Origin of the sequence: Actinomyces minihominis (assembly GCF_900187855.1) — a bacterium.
Taxonomy (GTDB): domain Bacteria; phylum Actinomycetota; class Actinomycetes; order Actinomycetales; family Actinomycetaceae; genus Scrofimicrobium; species Scrofimicrobium minihominis.
The window spans coordinates 70,005-90,220 of sequence record NZ_FYEG01000003.1 but is presented as its reverse complement, the minus strand read 5'-3'; the positions used below and the strand labels follow the sequence as shown (position 1 = coordinate 90,220).

General features: G+C 60.5%; 17 protein-coding genes. 10 read left to right on the top strand and 7 right to left on the bottom strand.

Features of this window, described 5'->3' with window-relative positions; all coding sequences use genetic code 11:
• Positions 1–26 precede the first annotated feature (26 nt).
• From CS903_RS04375 to CS903_RS04330, 9 genes are all read left to right on the top strand, one after another.
• Positions 27–839, top strand: coding sequence for an exodeoxyribonuclease III (locus CS903_RS04375; protein ID WP_099332344.1), 813 nt, complete (start codon positions 27–29; stop codon positions 837–839).
• Positions 839–1,480 (top strand): TrmH family RNA methyltransferase, encoded by a 642-nt coding sequence (locus tag CS903_RS04370; RefSeq protein ID WP_099332343.1) that lies wholly within the window; start codon positions 839–841, stop codon positions 1,478–1,480. Before CS903_RS04375 ends, CS903_RS04370 begins: the two co-directional genes overlap by 1 nt.
• 165 nt (positions 1,481–1,645) lie before the next feature.
• A complete protein-coding gene (fbaA, locus tag CS903_RS04365; protein ID WP_099332342.1) occupies positions 1,646–2,668 on the top strand; it encodes a class II fructose-bisphosphate aldolase in 1,023 nt (340 codons plus the stop codon).
• 239 nt (positions 2,669–2,907) lie between these two features.
• Positions 2,908–4,137, top strand: a complete 1,230-nt coding sequence (locus tag CS903_RS04360) for a hypothetical protein (RefSeq protein ID WP_099332341.1) — start codon at positions 2,908–2,910, stop codon at positions 4,135–4,137.
• 7 nt (positions 4,138–4,144) lie between these two features.
• On the top strand, positions 4,145–5,071 hold the full coding sequence (locus CS903_RS04355; protein WP_099332340.1) for a carbamate kinase: 927 nt from the start codon (positions 4,145–4,147) through the stop codon (positions 5,069–5,071).
• A gap of 101 nt (positions 5,072–5,172) precedes the next feature.
• Complete coding sequence (locus CS903_RS04350) at positions 5,173–8,448, top strand: ABC transporter ATP-binding protein/permease (protein ID WP_099332339.1); 3,276 nt, start codon at positions 5,173–5,175, stop codon at positions 8,446–8,448.
• Between the two features lie 58 nt (positions 8,449–8,506).
• Positions 8,507–9,313 (top strand): zinc transporter ZupT, encoded by an 807-nt coding sequence (zupT, locus tag CS903_RS04345; protein WP_099332338.1) that lies wholly within the window; start codon positions 8,507–8,509, stop codon positions 9,311–9,313.
• Positions 9,314–9,337: 24 nt separating this feature from the next.
• Positions 9,338–10,927: a glycoside hydrolase family 1 protein gene (locus CS903_RS04340; protein ID WP_099332337.1), complete on the top strand. Its 1,590-nt coding sequence runs from the start codon at positions 9,338–9,340 to the stop codon at positions 10,925–10,927.
• 257 nt (positions 10,928–11,184) lie between these two features.
• A complete protein-coding gene (locus CS903_RS04330; protein ID WP_099332336.1) occupies positions 11,185–12,138 on the top strand; it encodes a tRNA uridine(34) hydroxylase in 954 nt (317 codons plus the stop codon).
• Here the strand turns inward: CS903_RS04330 and CS903_RS04325 are convergent.
• From CS903_RS04325 to CS903_RS04315, 3 genes are read right to left on the bottom strand one after another with little or no spacing between them, the layout of a single operon-like run.
• Positions 12,135–12,806, bottom strand: a complete 672-nt coding sequence (locus CS903_RS04325) for a Crp/Fnr family transcriptional regulator (protein WP_099332335.1) — start codon at positions 12,804–12,806, stop codon at positions 12,135–12,137. The two genes, CS903_RS04330 and CS903_RS04325, sit on opposite strands and share 4 nt — an antisense overlap.
• Positions 12,803–14,740, bottom strand: a complete 1,938-nt coding sequence (locus CS903_RS04320; protein ID WP_099332334.1) for a heavy metal translocating P-type ATPase — start codon at positions 14,738–14,740, stop codon at positions 12,803–12,805. Before CS903_RS04320 ends, CS903_RS04325 begins: the two co-directional genes overlap by 4 nt.
• A gap of 3 nt (positions 14,741–14,743) precedes the next feature.
• Positions 14,744–14,968 carry a cation transporter gene (locus tag CS903_RS04315; RefSeq protein ID WP_099332333.1) on the bottom strand — a complete coding sequence of 75 codons (225 nt, stop codon included), beginning with the start codon at positions 14,966–14,968 and terminating at the stop codon, positions 14,744–14,746.
• Positions 14,969–15,090: 122 nt separating this feature from the next.
• On the opposite strand from CS903_RS04315, the gene CS903_RS04310 reads away from it, so the two are divergent.
• On the top strand, positions 15,091–16,299 hold the full coding sequence (locus CS903_RS04310; protein WP_099332332.1) for a class I SAM-dependent methyltransferase: 1,209 nt from the start codon (positions 15,091–15,093) through the stop codon (positions 16,297–16,299).
• An 89-nt stretch (positions 16,300–16,388) separates the two neighbouring features.
• Here the strand turns inward: CS903_RS04310 and CS903_RS04305 are convergent, their stop codons facing one another.
• The 4 genes from CS903_RS04305 to CS903_RS04295 all read right to left on the bottom strand — a co-directional run bounded on the left by CS903_RS04305 (position 16,389) and on the right by CS903_RS04295 (position 20,145).
• The gene (locus CS903_RS04305) at positions 16,389–18,758 is read right to left on the bottom strand and encodes a glycogen/starch/alpha-glucan phosphorylase (RefSeq protein WP_099332331.1); all 2,370 of its coding nucleotides are present in this window, start codon (positions 18,756–18,758) and stop codon (positions 16,389–16,391) included.
• Positions 18,759–18,943: 185 nt separating this feature from the next.
• On the bottom strand, positions 18,944–19,753 hold the full coding sequence (locus CS903_RS04300; protein WP_099332330.1) for a YaaA family protein: 810 nt from the start codon (positions 19,751–19,753) through the stop codon (positions 18,944–18,946).
• Positions 19,754–19,774: 21 nt separating this feature from the next.
• A complete protein-coding gene (locus tag CS903_RS09350; RefSeq protein ID WP_164996670.1) occupies positions 19,775–19,939 on the bottom strand; it encodes a hypothetical protein in 165 nt (54 codons plus the stop codon).
• Positions 19,936–20,145 carry a hypothetical protein gene (locus CS903_RS04295; protein ID WP_099332329.1) on the bottom strand — a complete coding sequence of 70 codons (210 nt, stop codon included), beginning with the start codon at positions 20,143–20,145 and terminating at the stop codon, positions 19,936–19,938. Before CS903_RS04295 ends, CS903_RS09350 begins: the two co-directional genes overlap by 4 nt.
• Positions 20,146–20,216: the final 71 nt, after the last annotated feature.

Below are 20,216 nucleotides of genomic sequence, written 5' to 3'. Positions count from 1 at the left end.
TCAAAATCTCTGGTTAGGGTTAGGGCATGAGACTTGCAACGTGGAACATCAACTCGATTCGCGCCCGCGTCGACAGAGCCGTGGCCTTTTTGGAGAGGGCGGACGTTGACGTCCTCGCCCTGCAGGAAACGAAGTGCAAACCGGAGCAGTTTCCGCTGGCCGCATTTGATGAGGCCGGTTACGACGTCGAGGTGGTCGGCTACAACCAGTGGAACGGCGTCTCGATTGCCTCCCGTCTGCCGCTAACGGATGTGCGCCATGAGTTCCCGGGCCAACCCGTGTGGTCGGGAAACGACACGGTTGAGGCCCGCGCGATTGGTGCGACCGTGCATCCCGAAGATGGCGAACCATTTGAACTGTGGAGCCTCTACATCCCTAACGGCAGGGAACTGGACCACCCGCACTACACCTACAAGCTCGAGTTCCTTGCCGCACTGCGCAGCTACGTTGCCGAGCGTCGGGCGGATGATCCCGAGGCGCAAATCATGCTGGTGGGTGACTGGAACATTGCGCCCGAAGACCACGATGTTTGGGACGTGGGCTATTTCGAGGGTAAGACCCATGTCTCCGAGCCGGAACGCGCGGCGTTTGCGGCCCTTCTTGACGATGGTTTCGAAGAGGTGACTCGCTCGCGGGTCGATAACTACACCTACTGGGACTACCAGCAGCTGCGTTTCCCCCGCAACCAGGGAATGAGGATCGACTTCGCCCTCGCCAGCCCGCCGCTGGCTGAACGCGTCACGGGTGCCGAGATTGATCGTGACGAACGCAAGGGTACCGGGGCTTCAGACCACGTCCCGGTCATTGTCGACCTCGACGAAGACTGGATGCGCTTCTAGTGTCCGACATCGGTGAACGCTCCTTTGCAGATGAGGGCGAGGGCGAGCGACGTGGCGTCGGCCCCTGGGAGGGGGAGTGGCCGGTCGGTGACCAGTGGGACCCGGAACTTCTAGAAAACGGTGACTACCGTAATGTCGAGGACGAGTTCCGCTACATGTTCCGGGAAGCGATCAGGGAGAAGATCGCAGCTCGGTCACTGGGTTTTGAAGTGGCCATTGAGAACCTGGGCCACGACTTCAACATCGGTTCCATCGTCAGGACGGCCAATGCGCTGGGGGTTAGCAAGGTGCACATCGTGGGACGTCGACGCTGGAACCGGCGCGGTGCCATGGTGACGGATCGCTATCTCAACGTCGTGCACCACCCGGATGTGAAGAGTTTTCTCGAGGACGTTCGACCCCGACACCTCTACATTGCGGGAATAGACAACCGACCCGGTTCAGAGCCGATTGAGGCCAGCACTCTGCCGCGAGACACCGTGCTGGTGATGGGAGAGGAGTCTGCCGGGCTCAGTGACGACATGGTCGCCGCCTGCGACGGGGTGTTCCACATCACCCAGTACGGTTCGACCCGCTCGATGAACGTCGGCCACGCGGCGGCAATCGCGATGTTTGCGTGGAGTAGCCAGCACATTCACTAGCGGCAGAGCCGTTCCTGCCGGGAAAGCGTGCACGCTGGAGGCAGAATAATCTCGCTTAACCTAGGTCCTAGGCCTACAGGAAAGGTCCCCGAATGTGGGACAATGGGGCCTGCGAGACTTACACACTTCGGTGCAGAGATTTGCGCCAATAATTAGGAGGTCCTTGTGGCAATCGCAACCCCAGAGGTCTACCAGGAAATGCTGAACCGCGCCAAGGAAGGCAAGTTTGCCTACCCGGCCGTGAACGTGACCTCATCACAGACGCTGACCGCAGCACTGCAGGGCTTTGCCGACGCAGGCTCCGACGGCATCATCCAGGTTTCGGTAGGTGGCGCTGAGTACTGGTCGGGTTCGACCGTCAAGGACCGCGTTGCCGGTTCACTTGCCATGGCTGCCTACGCCTACCAGGTCGCCAAGAACTACGACGTCACCGTCGCCCTGCACACCGACCACTGCTCCAAGGAAAACCTTGAGTCCTGGGTCATTCCTCTGCTTGAGATTGAGGCGGCTGAGGTAGCTGCAGGTCGTCTGCCTGCCTTCCAGTCACACATGTGGGACGGCTCGGCTGTTCCCTTGGCTGAGAACCTTGAGATTGCCCAGCGTCTGCTCCCCATGGCTGCTGCTGCAAGGACCGTTCTTGAGGTTGAGATCGGTGTTGTTGGCGGTGAAGAAGATGGTGTTGAGGCAGAGATTAATGAAAAGCTGTACACCACCATTTCCGACGGCATGAAGACCGCTGAGGCGCTGGGCCTGGGTGAGAACGGTCGCTACCTGACCGCTCTGACCTTCGGCAACGTTCACGGTGTTTACAAGCCGGGTGCAGTCAAGCTGCGCCCGGAGATCCTGGGTGAGATTCAGGAGGCCGTGGGGGCTGCTTACGGCAAGGGTGATCGTCCGTTTGACCTCGTCATGCACGGTGGTTCCGGTTCATCAGCGGAAGAGATTGCGACCGCTGTCGCTAACGGTGTCATTAAGATGAACATCGATACCGACACCCAGTACGCATTCACCCGTCCGGTGGCTGCCTGGATGTATGAGAACTACGCGGGCGTCCTCAAGGTCGACGGCGAAGTTGGCAACAAGAAGCAGTACGACCCACGCGCATGGGGCAAGGCTGCTGAGGCTGGCATGGCTGCTCGCGTCGTTGAGGCTTGCGTTCAGCTCGGCTCTGCCGGGAAGAAGATGTAGCTTCCTTCTAAGCGAAACAGGGAACCCCGCCAACCTCGTTGTTGGCGGGGTTCCCTGCCCTCCGAACCGATGTTCGGAACATCCACAGTGCGGCGCACATATCGTCTTTCCCCAAACTGGTCCCCGTCGGGGGAGACAAAAGAGCCGCGACGTGTTGCAATTGGAGAAGTGTGACTTCCCTGACTTTGCCGCCCGCCCTAGGGGCCGGCAATACGGGGATCTGACCGAAAGGGAGAACCATGGCTGAAGGAACCTGGTCGAAGATTGAGGGCATGATCATTGCTGGATCCTTGGATCCGCTTGCCCTGGCCGAAGAGTTTAAGAAGAGCGGGATTGTTGCGTCTCTGGTTTGGTACGACGCCACTCCCGAACTGGTTGGTGTCAACGTGGCAGCCCAGGATGATCAACTTGCGACCCTGAGCAAGCGGGGCAAAGTGTTCAAGGCCGGTCCCAGTGTTGAGTTCTTTGCCAACGCCATAGCCGAGAAGTTTGCGGCAGAGGTCATGCTGGGTGACGTTCAGGTTGACAAGTTTGTAGCTCCAGAGGGTGAAGAGGCCGAGGACGATGTGGAGGCTCTCGAGGGTGTTGATCCCCGCGAGCACGACCACGACAAGGCCGAGGCACTCCCCATCCGGGTGGTTGAGATCAGCGCGACGCCATCGTCAGCGATTCCCCTTCTGGCCGCGTTTGAGGGTGTTGATGTAGCTGAGCTGCCCCACGATGAAACCCGACGCGTGCTGCTGGCGCAGGTCCCAGCCCACCGCTCCGGTTGGCACTTTGGTGATCCGCCCCTGGTCCGGCTGACCCTGCAGGGGGATGAGTTCCACGCGCACCTCATGCCCGAGGATGACCCAGAGTCGACTATTACCTACAACTGGGGAATGAACGAGATCGTTATTGCAGGCGCCAAGGGCTGGGATGGTGAGATCCCGGTAGAGGTCCAGAACCTCGTCGGTGGTCGCGCAGAGATCACCGCGATTCACGATGCGGTTCCCGGGGTCGACGTTGAGGCCGCCTTTGAAGCTTCGAAGATGCGTGGCTCAGCAGCTATCACCAGGTTTATCCGCGCCCTGGGCCTTGACCCCCAGGCGGCAGAGTTCCTGCTGGGCTGGCTCACCCTCGAGCAGGTCACCGGAGCCAAGGTTCACCATGCCCGTGGCATCTCTAACGCCATCGGCCGCAGCGTTGACATCCTGCTGGATGAGCGCAGCGGAGAGACCAAGTTCTGGGATACCTATACCAACATCGTTCGTGAGAAGCCCTGGTTGATTCCAGCCATCGCTGTCGGAGAGATTACTGCGGCAACCGCACTGCTGATCGCGGGCCGCAAGCGTGAGGGATTGCGAACCACCGGCGGCAAGGTAGCCACGGGCGCCGCGATTCTCCTACTGGTGGATGCACTTGCCGACACCACGCTGGCTCGTCTCACTGCGCGCCGCCTGGACCGTCACGAAGCAAGGGATAACTAAACAGAGTATGCGAGTCGTGGTCGCCCTGGGGGGCAATGCTCTTGCTCGGCGGGGTGAACCTATCAGCGCTGAGCGGATGCTTGAGAACATTCGCTCGACGGTGGGGGAGCTGGCGGAACTAGCGCGCGAGCACCAGGTGGTCCTGACGCATGGTAACGGTCCCCAAGTGGGACTGCTTGACCTGCAGAACCTTGCCTACCCGGAGGTGCCTCCCTACCCGCTGGATATTCTTGGGGCCCAGAGCCAGGGCATGATCGGCTACCCGCTGCAGCGGGAGTTGAGGAATGCCCTGGGTCCAGGCCACCAGGTTGCCACGGTGCTCACCACGACGCTTGTCAGTTCTAGTGACCCCGACTTCGGGGACCCCAGCAAGTTCATCGGCCCTCTCTACAGCCAGGAAGAGGCGCAGGCTCACAGCGAGCACTTCGGGTGGGATATCAAGGCTGATGGGGTCGGATACCGCAGGGTGGTGCCTTCACCTCAGCCAGCCCAGATCCTTGAGTCCGCTGCGATCGCCACCCTGGTTGAACAGGGCTTCCTAGTGATTTGTGTCGGTGGTGGCGGTGCCCCGGTGGTCTTGGACGACGGCCTAGAGCTGGGGGTCGAGGCCGTGGTAGACAAGGATCTTGCCTCAGCGGTCCTCGCAGAAGAGCTGGGTGCGGATGTCCTTCTTATCCTCACTGACGCCGACTACGTGGTCGAGGGTTATGGGGAAGATCAGCCCCGCAATATCGCCGCGGCTCGGCCTTCTGTCCTGGCCAAAATGAACTTCGCAGCCGGATCGATGGGTCCCAAAGTTGAGGCGGCCTGCGCCATGGCTGAGAGCGGCGGAACTGCCTTCATCGGTCCGCTTGGACGCGTTGATGACATCCTGCAGGGGAAAGTTGGAACCAGGGTCAGCAACGACGTCGCAGAGGCCTTGATTTACACCTAGTTAAGGTCGGGGCCCCGAGGGTGGTCATCTGTGTTCGCCTGCGGCTTATGGCCCGAAGAAACTGGGAATTCTCTCGGTAAACTCACGCGGGGAGGGCACCAATGCTCCAGCTTCTTGACATCCGTAAATCCTATACCGTCGCCGATTTCACCCAGGTCGCTCTGGATGACGTCTCTATTGCGTTTCGTGACAATGAGTTTGTGGCAGTTCTTGGACCGTCAGGTTCGGGCAAGACCACAATGCTCAATGTCATTGGCGGCCTCGACCACTACGATTCCGGTGCCCTCATCATCGATGGCATCAACACGTCGAACTACAGTGACCGTGACTGGGACACCTACCGCAACAACCGGATCGGCTTTGTTTTCCAGAGCTACAACCTGATCCCCCACCAGACCGTCCTCGCCAATGTTGAACTGGCGTTGACCCTCACGGGTGTGGATCGCGCGGAACGTCGGCAGCGGGCCACTGAAGCCCTCATTGAGGTTGGTCTTGGTGACCACGTCAACAAGCTGCCCAGTCAGCTTTCTGGCGGTCAGATGCAGCGCGTCGCGATTGCCCGCGCCCTCATCAATGACCCCGAGATCCTGCTGGCTGATGAACCCACCGGCGCACTCGACTCAACCACCTCGGTCCAGATCATGGGCCTGTTGACCGAGATCGCCAAGGATCGTCTGGTCATCATGGTGACCCACAACCCGGAGCTTGCCGAGGAGTATGCCACCCGCATCGTCTCCCTCAAGGACGGGCGCATTTTCGCGGACACAGACCCATTCGACCCTCAGGAGGAGGCGAAGCTTTCGCAGAAGGCCGCCAAGCGCGCCTCCATGTCCTTCCTGACCGCCATATCCCTTTCCTTCAAGAACCTGATGACGAAGAAGGGCCGCACCCTGATGACGGCCTTTGCCGGCTCAATCGGCATCATCGGGATCGCCACCATCCTCGCCCTCGCCAATGGTGTCAACGCCTACGTTCGCGGGATCGAAGAAGACACACTCTCTGTCTACCCCCTGACCATTCAGAGCCAGGGTATGGACATGACGGCCCTGCTCGGGCTCTCCGCTGATGTCCAGGGGGAGGCCGCGGCGGGTGACGCCGATACCCCTGCGGGGGAGGTGTCAGAAGTACGCATGTTGCAGAAGGCCTTCGGCTCGGTTGGCTCCAACGACATCGCAGCGCTCAAGACGTACCTGGATGACAACGGTGGCAACATCGACGACTTCACCAACCTGATCCAGTACAAGTACAACGTCACCCCGCAGATCTTCTCTGTATCCGACGACGACAAGGTCCGTCAGGTCAACCCGGACTCCACCTTTGCTGCGCTTGGATTTGGTGGGGCGAGCGGCGGACCTCTGGCCGCCATGAACTCAAATGCGTTCATGGAGATGATTGGGGACCCGGCCCTCATCGAGCAGCAGTATGACGTGGTGGCGGGGGACTGGCCCAAGTACTACAACGAGACCGTCCTCGTCCTTACCCCCGGTGGGGGAATCTCCGACTTCCTGCTCTACGCCATGAACCTGCGGGACCCATCCGAAATGGATGCCATGGTCCAGGCTGTCGCCAACGGCGAGGATATTCCCGAGTTGGATGACGAGACGCTTGCCTTCTCCTACGAAGAAATCATGAACGTCACCTTCCGCATGGTGAATTCAGCGGACTACTACGTCTATGACAAGGCTTATGACGTCTGGGCGGACAAGAGTGGGGACAGCAAGTTCCTCAGAAAACTGGTGGATGAGGGCGAGACCCTGAACATCAGCGCCATCATTCAGCCGCGCTCCGGGGTGACGGCAACCGCTCTGACGCCGGGTCTCTACTACACCCCGGACCTGATAGAACACCTGATCAATCAGGCAGCTGAGACCGGGGTCGTCAAGGCCCAGCTGGATAACCCGAACGTCAACATCTTCACCGGGCGCACCTTTGCCGAGGAGCAGGCCGGCGACGGTGATGATGGGTTCGATATGTCGAAGATGGTGACCATCGACCAGGATGCCATCGCGGCTGCCTTCACGTTTGATGAGTCGCAGCTGCAACTTGATCCCTCTGCCCTTGACTTCAGCATGGCTGGAATGCCCTCTCTGGACATTGATCCAGGCGCCCTTCCCAGTCTTGATCTGGGAAATCTGATGGGCAACCTCGACCTCGGCTCCATGATCGATATTGATATCAATGAGGTGCTGGGCAGCATCGACCTCAGTGGGATAGAGGTCGACCTCAACCCCGAACTAGCCACCGAGATCGCCACCGAACTGGCCACTGGATACGCCGCCTACTGTATGGCGGGTAACGATTGCACCGATCCTCAGGCCTCCTTCGATGCCTTCATGGCCACCCCCGAGGGTCAGGCAGTCATGGCCAAGTTGGATCAGTACGTCACGGGGGTGGAGGGCGACCTCACCGCGATTCAAGAGGCCGTCACCAAGCAGATTGGGGACGCAATCGCCAAGTCCGTGCAGGAGGCTATCGAGGCTAACTCGGCGCAACTTCAAGCCTCCCTGCAGGGCGCCATGGCAGCCTATATGGCTGAGGCCATGAACGCGATCTCCACCCAGGTGCAGGCCCAGATCGGTTCCGCTCTGGAGCAGCAGATTGGCGGGGCTCTGAACTCTGCCATGTCGGACCTAACCGCCAACATGTCAGCCGCCATGGGAATCGATGAGGCGGCATTCGCCAAGGCCTTCCAGTTCAACATGGATGAAAATGAGCTCAGCGCCCTCATGATCGCCATGCTGCAGAACACGCAGAGCTCCTTCGACGGTAACCTGGCCGCCCTCGGTTACGCCGACTTTGCCCGACCCAGCCAGATCGATATCTACCCGAAGGACTTCGAAGCCAAAGCTGAGGTCATCAACGTCCTCGACGACTACAACCAGCAGATGGAAGACAAGGGTGAGGACGACAGGGTCATCACCTACACGGACCTGGTGGGCACACTCATGTCCTCGGTCACCGACATCATCAACGTCGTCTCTTACGTCCTGGTTGCATTCGTGGCGATCTCGCTGATTGTCTCCTCGATCATGATTGGTGTCATCACCTATATCTCCGTCCTCGAACGTAAAAAAGAGATCGGTATCCTCAGGTCGATCGGTGCATCGAAGAAGGACATTCGGACCGTCTTCAATGCGGAGACCCTAATCGTCGGGTTCGTAGCCGGAGTGATGGGCATCCTTGTGACACTGCTGATTACCCTGCCGGCCAACGCCATCGTCTACGGGAGGTTCGGCATTGCGAACGTGGCGATCTTGCCCTGGACTGCCGCGTTGATCCTGATTGCGATCAGCATGGGACTGACGTTCATGGCGGGTCTGATCCCGTCCTCAGCGGCATCGCGGAAGGACCCGGTGGAGGCACTGCGTTCAGAGTAATCTCCGTCGCTAGTCGGCCAATTTACTAGGAAGGAGGACGAAAGCGTACGGTTAGGGCATGATCCCTGCGCTTCTCGTCTCCCTCTTTGCCGGCCTTGCCACCTCTGTGGGTGGTCTGCTGGCGCTCAGTAAGAGGACGCTCGAACGCTCCTACCTGGCAGTTGCACTGGCTTTTGCTGCCGGGGCGATGATCATCATCTCCCTGGGTCAGATCATTCCCCTCGGCATTGAGTACATGGGCCAGACTGCCTCGGAGCGGACCTCGTTGACGGTCGTGTGGGCGTCGTTCTTCATCGGCATCGGCACCGTCCTCCTTATCGACCGGATCCTGCCGGACGTCCTCAATCCGAATGAGATGGAGGGGCGGGAACACGACCTCGACGTCCGCGAGGAACGGTCGACACGGAAGCTGATGAGGTCGGGGATCCTTGTCGCCGCCGTCCTCGGACTGCATAACTTCCCCGAGGGGATGGCCACGTTCTTCACCACCTACCAGGATCCCAAGGTGGGGCTGTCCCTGGCCCTGGCGATTGCGATTCACAACGTCCCTGAGGGGATTGCCGTGGCGGCCCCCGTCTTCGCGGCGACTGGCTCACGCAAGAAGGCATTCTGGTGGGCGACTTTCTCGGGGCTCACCGAACCGATGGGTGCGCTGGTTGCTGCCGGTGTCATGCAGTGGGTTGTGGCCCCGCAGTTCTTTGGAATCTTCTACGGCCTGGTGGCAGGCATGATGGTCTTCCTCGCCCTCGACGAACTGCTTCCCGGGGCCTGGCGCTACCAGACGGACAAGCACCAGACCATCTACGGAATGCTCGGGGGGATGGCCGTGATGGCCGTCAGCTTTATACTTTTCGCCACACCGTGACCCACCCTGGTCTATCGTGGGGACATGAAAACAGGACTGTTATCAGCGCTCAATGATGCGCGTTTGGAAACCCCCAGGCCGATTCCGCGGGACTTCCTCCTCGGGGCCGCAACTGCCGCCTACCAGATTGAGGGCGCTGCGTCTGAGGGCGGACGGGGCCCATCGATCTGGGATACCTTCAGCCACACCCCCGGGACCGTCGTCAACGGGGACACCGGCGATGTTGCCTGCGACCACTACCACCGCTACCGGGATGACGTGGCGCTGATGCGCCGCCTGGGCCTGGACAGCTACCGGTTCTCCGTTTCCTGGGCAAGGGTCAACCCCGACGGCAAGACCCTGAACCGTGAAGGCGTCGACTTCTACAGTCGCCTGGTGGATGAACTGCTGGCCAGCCACATCAAACCCTGGCTCACCCTGTACCACTGGGACCTCCCCCAGGCTCTGGAAGACCGGGGCGGGTGGACCAACCGCGACACCTCCATGCGCTTCCGTGACTACGCCATGCAGGTTCACGAGCGTCTCGGGGACCGGGTTGGGGTATGGACGACCCTGAATGAACCGTGGTGCTCCTCGTTCCTCTCCTACACCGGCGGTGAACACGCCCCCGGACACCGCAGCCTTCGTGAGGGCATGCTGGCCAGCCACCACCTTCTGCTGGGTCACGGCCTGGCTGTGCAGGCTCTGGGCGAGGCCGATGACAAACTCAACTTGGGTTTAACCGTCAACCTGACCCCGGCCCAACCCCTCGACCCCGAAAGTGAAGCGGACCGCCGCGCCGCCCGCCTCGTCGACGGGCAGGCCAACCGCTGGTTCCTCGACCCCCTCTTCAAGGGCCACTATCCCGCCGACACGGTAGAGGAATACCGTGAACTGGAACCCGAGTCGGTAACCGCGTTTGAAGCGGCAGTCAGGCCGGGTGACCTCGAGGTCATTTCCACGCCGATCCAGACCCTGGGTGTGAACTACTACCAGGGTGAAATAGTCACCGGATCACGCCAGCTCAGCCCGCAGTTGCGGGAGAAGATCGGTTTCGACGTCCTCGAGCTGCCCCCAGTGGCCGTCCCGGCAACCACCTGGCCGACCTCGTCCCCCATGAGAGCATCACGGGGCTTCTTCGGTCCTGACACCTACCTGCCGCGCAGTGATATGCAGTGGGAGATTGACCCGGTTCTGCTCAAGCACCTGCTGCTTCGAGTCAGCCGCGACTACACCGCAGAGGCCAACACCGCCCTCTATGTCACCGAGACCGGAACGGCCATGCCAGACCGAATTACCGAGACAGCAGACGGCCCCGTAGTTCACGATCCAGAGCGCGAGGCCTACCTGGAACTTCACCTCGCCGCCACCCTGGACGCCAGGGATGAGGGCGCCGACGTCCGCGGCTTCTTCTACTGGTCACTGATGGACAACTTTGAGTGGGCCTGGGGCTATGACAAGCGCTTCGGTCTCATCTACGTCGACTACCCAACCCAGCGACGCATCCCCAAAGACAGCGCCCTGACCTACTCACGCATCATCAAGTCGCGGGAACTCAATGTCGCGAGGGATGCGGGCCTGCTGGTGCGACGCGGAACCATCGTTGAGAATGTCCCCTACCCCGCTAGTCAGTGAGAACTAGGAGATGGCTATGACTACCAAGCGACCCTCAGTCCTGTTCGTCTGCGTTCATAACGCTGGCAAATCCCAGATGGCCGCCGCTTACATGCGGCGCTTTGCCGGCAACCGCGTTTAGGCGCTTGCGGTTGAACTGCTTGACCTGAAAGAGACCGCGGGGGTGTAGCTACCGGTAGTTCCGTTAGTGCATTACTCGTCCTCGGATCACACTGATTCTTGAAGGTGATTGGCCCGGGGCGTTCTATCATCGAAGCATGACTGTTCCGAAGATTCTGCTCTACTACGTAATGGCGCCCGTTGAGGACCCGAAGGCTGTAATGCTCTGGCAGCGTGAGCTGTGCGAGAGACTGGGACTCAGGGGACGAATCATCATTTCGCCCCACGGCATCAACGGAACCGTGGGTGGTGAGATTGCTGCCTGCAAGCAGTACATCAAGAAGACCCGTGAGTACCCGGCGTTCCGTGGTCTCTCCGAGACCATCAAGTGGTCGGATGGGACGGGTTTCGAAGAGGATCAGCCAGAGTGGAACGGCGGTTTTGATCGCAGTGCCCCCTGGAAGAAGATCGTTGACTTTCCGAAGTTATCGGTCAAGGTTCGCGATGAACTGGTTGCCTTTGGTGCCCCCGAAGAGGTCAAAGTAGGACCGGAAGGAGTTATCGGAGGGGGGACCCACCTCAGCCCCCAGCAGGTCAATGATCTGGTGGAACAGCGTGGGGATGAGGTCGTCTTCTTTGACGGTCGTAATGCCTGGGAAGCTGAGATCGGCCGTTTCAGCGGAGCAATTGTCCCCGATGTGCAAACCACCCATGGCTTCATCGAGCAGATCGAGAGTGGCGCCTTTGACGACATCAAGGACCGGCCTGTCGTCACCTATTGCACGGGGGGAATCCGCTGCGAGATCCTTTCCGCGCTCATGAAGAACCGTGGTTTCTCTGAGATCTACCAGATTGATGGCGGTATCGTCCGCTACGGCGAGGCGTTTGGTGACAAGGGGCTTTGGGAGGGTTCGCTGGCTGTATTTGATGCCCGGGAGACCATTAACTTCTCAGATCAAACCAAGGTGATTGGTAGCTGTGACGTGTGTGGGGAGCCAGCTGCGCTGCTTGCCAACTGCGTCGATCAGTCCTGCAAGACCCGCATGGTGGTTTGCGATCTGCATGATCAGGGCGACCATCCCTGCGCGGAACATGCGGCGGCGACTGCCTAGAGCTTCTCGAGGGCGCTGAGGTCAAGCAGGGTGATCTTCGAACCCTCCACCTCAATCAGTCCCTTGGTTGCAAGTTGCTTGAGGCGGCGGCTGAGGGTCTCGGGGGTCACCCCGATCAGTGAGGCGACGTGTCGTTTGGTCGTGGGCAGGTAAACAGCAATGGAGTCACCGACCTCGACCCGGGTCAAGCCGAGTAGGTAGTGAGCGAGGCGCGCGGTCGCATCGGTGCTGGTCGCAGCCGAAAGGGCCTGCTCCGCGTCGCGCAGTCTTCCTGTCACGGCCTGCAGCATCTGCACCGCGATGTCGGGGAACTGCTTGATCAGGGTTTCAAGGTCACTGTGGCGGAATTGGCACACTTCAACATCGGTTTCGGCGGTCAGCATGTGTCCTGCGCTTTTCCCCGTGACATAGTCGATTTCACCGGCGAAGTCCCCGGGGTGTAGCAGTCGGACCAGCTGTTCCTGACCGTCAGCTGCCAGCCTGGAAACACGGATAGCCCCCCGGTGAACAACGACTAGGACAGAGTCGGTGTCCCCGGGAAGCTGCAGTGTCTCTCCGGCCCCGCGGCGAACCGCTGAAGCGAACTGTGCCACCTCAAGCTGCTGATCCAAGGTCAGCGTCGCAAAGAGGGGGACCTTCGAGACACAGGTGTCCTGGGGCGTGCTCACGCAACCAGTTCCTTCCTTGATTGGCGCACTCGCCCCTCCTGGAGGTGTGGACCCCGGTAGCGGGTGAGCCGAAGTGCGTTAAGGATAACTAGCAGCACACTGATCTCGTGCACAAACATGCCACCGGCCAAACCGAGGGAACCGTAGAGCACCGCGGCGATCAGGATGGCGACCGTACCCAGTGCCAGGGCCGTATTCTGCTTCATGATGCGCAGGGTGGCTCTTGAGACGCGGGAGGCGTGCGCCAGCTGGTCGAGGCGGTCGTTGAGCAGGACAACACCGGCGGTTTCCATGGAGATATCGGTCCCGGACTGTCCCATTGCGATACCCACCTCGGCGGTGGCCAGAGCCGGAGCGTCATTGACGCCATCACCCACCATGGCCACCCTGCGGCCCTCATCCTGAAGGCGGGTGACAAACTCTGCCTTTTCATGGGGCAGCATCCGCGCCTGCCACCGGGTGATTCCGGCTTCCTCCGCGATGGTGCGGGCAGCGCCTTCATTGTCACCGGTGAGGAGGACGACCTCCTTCAAACCTGAGTTACGCAGTGCGGCTACGGCCTCACTGACCTGGGGGCGAATCCGGTCGGCAACGGCGATTAGTCCGGCAAACCTTGCGTCAATGGCGATGAGGAGGACGGTCTGACCCCGGTCCTCAAGCTCGTGGACACGTTTCTCTTCGCTGGGGCTGAGGTGGATTCCCTCGCCTGCCAGGTAGGTGGCGTTGCCAACCTGCACCCGACGGTTTGAGGTCGTCGCACTAATCCCCCGGCCACTAACGACATCAACGTCCTGGGGATCATCCCAGACCATCCCGTGCTCGGTTGCCTCTTCAACCACAGCACGCCCCAGGTGGTGTTCGCTGGAGGTTTCGACGGCTGCAGCGAGGGAGAGCAGATCGTCCTCATCATGCTTGGAAAACGATTCAACCAGGGTCACCTTCGGCTCACCAAAGGTGATGGTCCCTGTCTTATCAACGGCCAGGGTGTTGGCACGTGCCAGGGCCTCCAACGCCTCCCCGTTCTTAATGAGGACGCCATTGCGTGCCACGTTACCCAGTCCGGCCACAGCCGCAACAGGTACGGAGATAACGAGGGCGCCGGGGCAGGCGATCACCAGGAAGACCAGGGCCTTCTCAATGTCGCGGGTGAAAATAAAGAGGACGACGGCAGCAATGAGGATCCCCGGGGTGTAGTACTTGGCGAACCGCTCCAGGAACTGTGCTCCGCGGGTGCGTGACTCTAGAGATTCCTCAACCAGTTCGACGATGCGCCCGAATGTGGTCTCATCTCCCACCTCGGTGGCACGAACCTCCAGGTAACCGGCCTCGACGATGGTAGAGGCGTGAACCGTGTCGCCGGGCTCCTTGAACGCAGCCACCGACTCTCCGGTAATGGAGGCCTCGTTGATGGTGGCGGTTCCCGAAACAATGACACCGTCTGCCGCAATCCGTTCACCGGTGGTCACGATCAGGAGGTCGTCAACATCGAGGTCATCAGCGTCTACCCGAACCCGTTCCCCATCCCTTTCCACGGTAGCGGTGGTGGGGCTGAGGTCGATAAGGCCCTGAATAGAACGACGGGCTTTTGCAAGGGTGCGTCCCTCAAGCCAGGCGCCGAAAAGGAAAAGGAAGGCAACGACCGAGGACTCGAAGTAGTCCCCGATGGCGATCCCCCCGAGAACCGCAATGGTAACCAGGAGGTCGATGGACCAGGTGCGGACACGGAGGGCCTGCCAGGCCCGAACCGCGATGGGGGTCCCGGCAATGACGCTGGCGGCAATCAGCAGGACGTTACCGAGGGCGGCTGGTGCGCCGAGCAGACCTGCGAGCAGGGCCGTCACGATCAGCGTTCCTGAAGACGCCATGGCTACTGCTCGGCGCCCCAGCGGGGTGTACCACATCCAGGCCCACCCCTTTGGAGTCGTGTTTTCCATGAGTTATCGAACCTTCGTCTTCAGGACCGCGTAGCCGAGGCCGGAGACGATATCCGCGATGGTGTTTGCGTCGGTGACGGCCTCATCAATGGAGGCTTCGACCTTGTTTGAGGTGAAGCGAACCTTGGACTCCAGTACTCCCGGGGTCCGGTCCAGCGTCTTCTCAATCTTGGCGACGCATGAGGGGCAGGTGAACTGTTCGGTGGTGAGGGTGATTGTCTGAGCCATGGTGTTTCCTCCTAGAGAGTGGGTCGCTTGTCGACTTCCTCTATTTCATCGGGTCTCATCGCGGGACGCCTTGACCGAGGTCAAGCTTCGGGGCACGGGTTGAGGCGCACTACGCTGGGGGAATGAGCACCGTGAACTTTCCGTTTGACGCACTATCGCGACACCCCGACACCGAAGCGCAGAACCTCTTCGCCTTCGATGCGACGGATCGGCTTCTCGTTGACACAGCAGAAGAGGCGATCAAGGCCGCAGCGGAGGGCACGGTGGTGATCATCGGGGATCGTTACGGGGCTCTCACCCTGGCCTGCGGGCACCTTGGCGCCAGAAACATCCGTGTCCACCAGGACTCCTACACCGCTGTCCTTGCCCTGGCTCAGAACTATCGGCGCTTGGCTGAGTCCCTCGAACTTCCGGCGGATCTCTACGAAGACATGGCCCTCGATGCAGCGCTGGTCAGGGGCGCCCGCGTCGTCCTCATTCAACTACCGCGTGACCTGCGACAGCTGGATGCGTGGGCCCGTTTGATTGCCAGCTACGCAGATCCGGACGTCCAGGTCTTTGCGGGGGGCCGGGTCAAGCACATGACCAGGGCGATGAACGAGGTTCTGGGACGCTACTTCGGGTCAGTGAGGGCCTCGCTTGCCCGCCAGAAATCACGCGTCCTCTCAGCCACCAACCCTCGCGACGACCTCGAAAGTGCAGGGGAAGGGGAGGGGTTGACCAAGACCTACAACCGCGACCTGGACCTGTGGGTGGCCTCCTACCCGGGCGCATTCGCTGACGGAAAGGTCGACATTGGGGCGCGTTTCTTCATCCCGTTTCTTCAGGATGAGGCCAATCTTCCGACCCCATCGATGTCAGACGCCACCCCGCTTGCGGTCGACCTGGGGTGCGGCACAGGACTGCTGGCGGTGGCTCTTACCCGGGCTCATCCACACCTCCGGGTGATCGCTACTGATCGCTCCGCGGCAGCCGTGGCTTCGACGAAGCAGAGTGCCCTGCTCAACCTCAGCTCAGATCAGCTGGACCGGTTACAGGTGAAGCGGGATCACGGGCTCTCAGAGCAGCCTAATTCCTCTGTTGACCTCATCGTCCTCAACCCGCCCTTCCACACCGAATCAACGGTTTCCTCCGCAGCATCGGACCTCCTCTTTGACGAGGCCGCCCGGGTACTACGCTCAGGTGGGGTACTCCTCACGGTGTACAACTCTCACCTGCACCACCGCCACACCCTTGAACGGGTGGTGGGACCGACCACCCAGTTGGGACGAAACCAGAAGTTCACGGTGACGAGGTCGATCCGCTCCGAGGTTGCGGCCGAGACCCTGTAGAAATCAACCATGGCAGAGAAATCGGGGGCCCCACCATGGTGGTGGAGCCCCCGAAATCACGGTTCAAGCCTTCTGTGCCTGGCGTTGACCTAGATCGCTACCGGGTCAATCTTCCAGACCTCTTCGGCGTAGTCCGCGATGGTGCGGTCCGAAGAGAAGCGTCCGGACTCGCAGATGTTGACCCACACCTTGCGGGCCCAGGCCAGTTCATCACGGTAGTCCTCAGCCATCCGGTCGCGGGTTTCGCGGTAGTCGGCGAAGTCGCCCAGCAGGTAGTAGATATCTGCTGGTTCGTGCGAGTTTCCATCAAGCAGTGACCAGAGCAGGTCGTGGAAGTCGCCGTTGCCACCATCCTGGAGAGTGCCGTCAACGAAGGCGTCGAGGACGCGCTTGAGGCCGGGAACAGTCTCGTAGAGGTCGCGCGGGCGGTAGTTCTTCCGCAGTTCGGGAAGGTCTTCCTCACGAGCGCCGAAGATGTAGGCGTTGTCGTAACCGACGGAGTCGACAATCTCAACGTTGGCGCCGTCGAGGGTGCCGAGGGTGAGGGCGCCGTTCATCATGAACTTCATGTTCGAGGTTCCCGAGGCCTCCTTACCGGCGGTCGAGATCTGCTCCGAAACATCAGCCGCGGGAATGATGTGTTCCGCGGGGGTGACGTTGTAGTTCTCAATGAAGACAACCGCCAGGCGGTTCTTCATGGTGGGATCAGAGTTGACGATGCGGCCGACCTCATTGATCAGCTTGATGATCGCCTTGGCACGGCGGTAACCGGGGGCCGACTTGGCGCCGAACAGGAAGACACGGGGGGTGACGTCCAGGGTCGGGTCAGCCTTGAGGCGGTTGTAAAGGTCCAGGATGTACATGGCGTTCAGCAGCTGACGCTTGTACTCATGCAGACGCTTAATCTGAACGTCGTACATGGCATCAACGGGGATGACATCGCCCTGGCGACCCTCGAGCCAGGTGGCGAAATCAGCCTTGTTCTGGCGCTTGATCTCCATCACCTCGGCCATGAGGGCGTCGTCCTCGACCTTGGGAAGAAGGGTCTTCAACTGGCTGAGATCGGTGACCCAGGCATCGCTTCCAAGCTCACGGGTGAGCAGAGCAGCCAGCCTCGGGTTGCAGTTGTTGAGCCAGCGACGCTGGGTGACACCGTTGGTCTTGTTGTTAAAGCGCTCCGGCCAGAGGGCGTACCAGTCCTTCAAGGTGTCCCGCTTGAGGATTTCGGTGTGAAGGGCTGCAACGCCGTTGATGGAGAAGGAAGCGTAGGTCGCGATCCAGGCCATGTGAACACGACCGCCTGAAACAGGAGCCATGTAATCGATGGTGGCGGGATCAACGCCGAGCTCGGTCATCTCCAGGTAGAAGCGACGGTTGATCTCGTAGACGATCTCAAGAATGCGGGGGAAGAGCTGCTGGAAGATGGAGATCTCCCAGGTTTCCAGGGCCTCCGCCAGCACGGTGTGGTTGGTGTAGGCAAAGGTGTTCTGAACGATGGTCCAGGCCTCATCCCAACCGAGTCCCTCCTCATCCATCAGCAGGCGCATCAGCTCTGGGATGGCGAGGACGGGGTGGGTGTCGTTGAGCTGAATCGAGTTCAGTTCGGCAAACTTCGAGAAGTCAGAGCCGTAGGTGGCCTTGTAGTTCTCAATGATGGTCTGCAGCGAGGCTGAGACGAAGAAGTACTGCTGGCGAACACGCAGGACCTTGCCCTCATAGGTGGTGTCGTTCGGGTAGAGGACGCGGCAAAGGTCGGCAACGCGTTCACGTTCGACGATCGCGTCGGTGAAGCGCTGGCTGTTGAAGGCGTCGTAATCGAACTCTTCAATCGGCTCGGACTTCCACAGGCGCAGGGTGTTGACGTTGTCGGTACCGTAGCCGACGATCGGCATGTCGTAGGGGACAGCGCGAATGTGCATATCAGCGAAGTTGACGTACTTGGCCTGCTCTTCGCGGCGGATGACGAAGGGGTAGCCCTCTTCCATCCAGGGGTCAGGGTGCTCATTCTGGAACCCGTTGTCGATGGTCTGCTTGAACAGTCCGTAGCGGTAGAGGATTCCGTAACCGGTGACCGGAAGGTCCATGGTGGCGCAGGAATCCAGGAAGCAGGCTGCCAGGCGACCGAGGCCGCCGTTGCCGAGGGCTGCGTCAGGCTCGGCCTCAAGCACCTCGGTCAGGTTGACACCATAGGCTGCGACAGCCTTGGCGGTCTCGTCGAGCATGCCGAGGTTGACCAGGTTGTTGAGGAGGGCGCGACCCTCGAGGAACTCCGCTGAGAAGTAGTGTTCCTGGCGACCGGCCTGGTATGCGGTCGTGGTGGCGTCCCAGCGGTCTGCGATGCGGTCGACGACCAGGCTGGAAAGGCCAAGCCAAAACTCTGCGGGCGTTGAGTTACGCGCTGCTTTCCCGGACTGCGAGCGTACGAACGCACCCAGGTCTGACGAAAGGCTTGTAGACATCGTTAGTTTCTCCTTGTTTGAAAAGGACCTTCGTAAGCCCGCGCCAGGAAGGCGCGGGCACAAGTAAATGGAACGAACTGTTACAGTGTTGCAAACGAATCCCCTTCATCGCTATTCATTCGCTGCGCGCTTAGGCACAGTTGTGCGTTCGACTGTGCAATTTGGGGCAATTGAAGGGTGCAAACTCAAGGGATGGGACTAAGGACCATGGTGACCGAGGTGGTTGAGCCCCCAGACCTGTTGGGCATGGTCGGTTCAACCTCGAAGTCGGTGATCTCCCCGCTACCGGGGTCCTCGGCCAGTCGGTGTAGGGAGCTCAGGACGTCCTCGACACCGGCGTGATCGTTAAGGGTCACGTCCTCGATGAGGTGACGAGCCGCGAGGCCCCGCCACTTCTTGGCCATGTGGGTGATGGTTTTCCGAACCCCGTGGCGGGGGTGAACGACAGACATCTCAATAATGTTCGAGGACGGCGTCGGCAGGGGGGTCCGGTAGGAACCGGAACGACAGTCGAAGATAGTGCTGCCGTCCTCGACCCTGACTTGCTCCGGCAGCCGCTTTTTCCACCAGGTGGTAAGCGGCCCGACAGAAGGAAGGTTGACCGCTACGGAAAGGCGGTGGTTTGGGATGAGGTCGTCCGGGCGGACCACGCCGAAGAGGCCGGAGGAGATGAGGGTGCGCTGACCAAGGCGGAGGCGAGCGGCCTCGTCCAGGGTGGAGGCCTCGAGGTGATCGAAAAGAACCCCGGTATAGAGGTCGATGGCCGGCGCGCAGGGGGAGTGGAAGAGGTCGAGGTTGGCCTCGGCCTCCTCGGCTGATTTCACCCCGAGTTTGAGGACCTCGGCGGCCCGAGGGCCAGCACCAAGGCTCTGGGTAGCATCGATTACGGCCTTGCGGGCGTCCTCCAGACCTGGGAATGACAACTCTGAAAGGGTCAGGTTGGGGCCGGAGAGTGGAGCAGTTTTGCCCTCGGAGGGCGGAAGCCAGATTTGCACGGAGTGATCTTTGGGGCGCGCCTAATCCCCGTCCTTTGTGAAGAGTCCGGCGACAAAACCCACCACCAGGGTGATGAGCAGGGCGATGATGCCGACCCAGGCCAGCCACATGAGGCCCTTGATGAGGAAACCGGCGATCGCGAGGAATACCCACAGGACGATGAGAAGAATAAGTAGCCAAATCATGGGTTCAGCCTACCTTTTAGGCCTGGGGTTCCGTCGGCGGAGGTTAAAGATGACTCATTTTCAGGAAGGGCGCTGAGCAGGACAGGATCCTTCCCCGGCTCAAAGATGCCGATGGTGTGATCGGGGAAGGGGAGCCACTCATTCTCGTAGCTCTCAAGGATCAGAGGTTCTGAGAAAACCAGGGTGGATTCCTCCGAAATCTCCACGGATCTCCCGCCATGGCCCTGCAGGCTGAGTGGTCCCGAGGTGTAGAAGAGGCTGGGGGAGGGTCTCGGAA

Excerpts from the sequence above, each read along its gene's own strand:
- CS903_RS04375 (WP_099332344.1), top strand. The coding sequence starts at position 27 with ATGAGACTTGCAACGTGGAACATCAACTCGATTCGCGCCCGCGTCGAC.
- CS903_RS04360 (WP_099332341.1), top strand. The coding sequence starts at position 2,908 with ATGGCTGAAGGAACCTGGTCGAAGATTGAGGGCATGATCATTGCTGGA.
- CS903_RS04355 (WP_099332340.1), top strand. The coding sequence starts at position 4,145 with ATGCGAGTCGTGGTCGCCCTGGGGGGCAATGCTCTTGCTCGGCGGGGT.
- CS903_RS04350 (WP_099332339.1), top strand. The coding sequence starts at position 5,173 with ATGCTCCAGCTTCTTGACATCCGTAAATCCTATACCGTCGCCGATTTC.
- zupT (WP_099332338.1), top strand. The coding sequence starts at position 8,507 with ATGATCCCTGCGCTTCTCGTCTCCCTCTTTGCCGGCCTTGCCACCTCT.
- CS903_RS04340 (WP_099332337.1), top strand. The coding sequence starts at position 9,338 with ATGAAAACAGGACTGTTATCAGCGCTCAATGATGCGCGTTTGGAAACC.
- CS903_RS04330 (WP_099332336.1), top strand. The coding sequence starts at position 11,185 with ATGACTGTTCCGAAGATTCTGCTCTACTACGTAATGGCGCCCGTTGAG.
- CS903_RS04320 (WP_099332334.1), bottom strand. The coding sequence starts at position 14,740 with ATGGAAAACACGACTCCAAAGGGGTGGGCCTGGATGTGGTACACCCCG.
- CS903_RS04315 (WP_099332333.1), bottom strand. The coding sequence starts at position 14,968 with ATGGCTCAGACAATCACCCTCACCACCGAACAGTTCACCTGCCCCTCA.
- CS903_RS04310 (WP_099332332.1), top strand. The coding sequence starts at position 15,091 with ATGAGCACCGTGAACTTTCCGTTTGACGCACTATCGCGACACCCCGAC.
- CS903_RS04305 (WP_099332331.1), bottom strand. The coding sequence starts at position 18,758 with ATGTCTACAAGCCTTTCGTCAGACCTGGGTGCGTTCGTACGCTCGCAG.
- CS903_RS09350 (WP_164996670.1), bottom strand. The coding sequence starts at position 19,939 with ATGATTTGGCTACTTATTCTTCTCATCGTCCTGTGGGTATTCCTCGCG.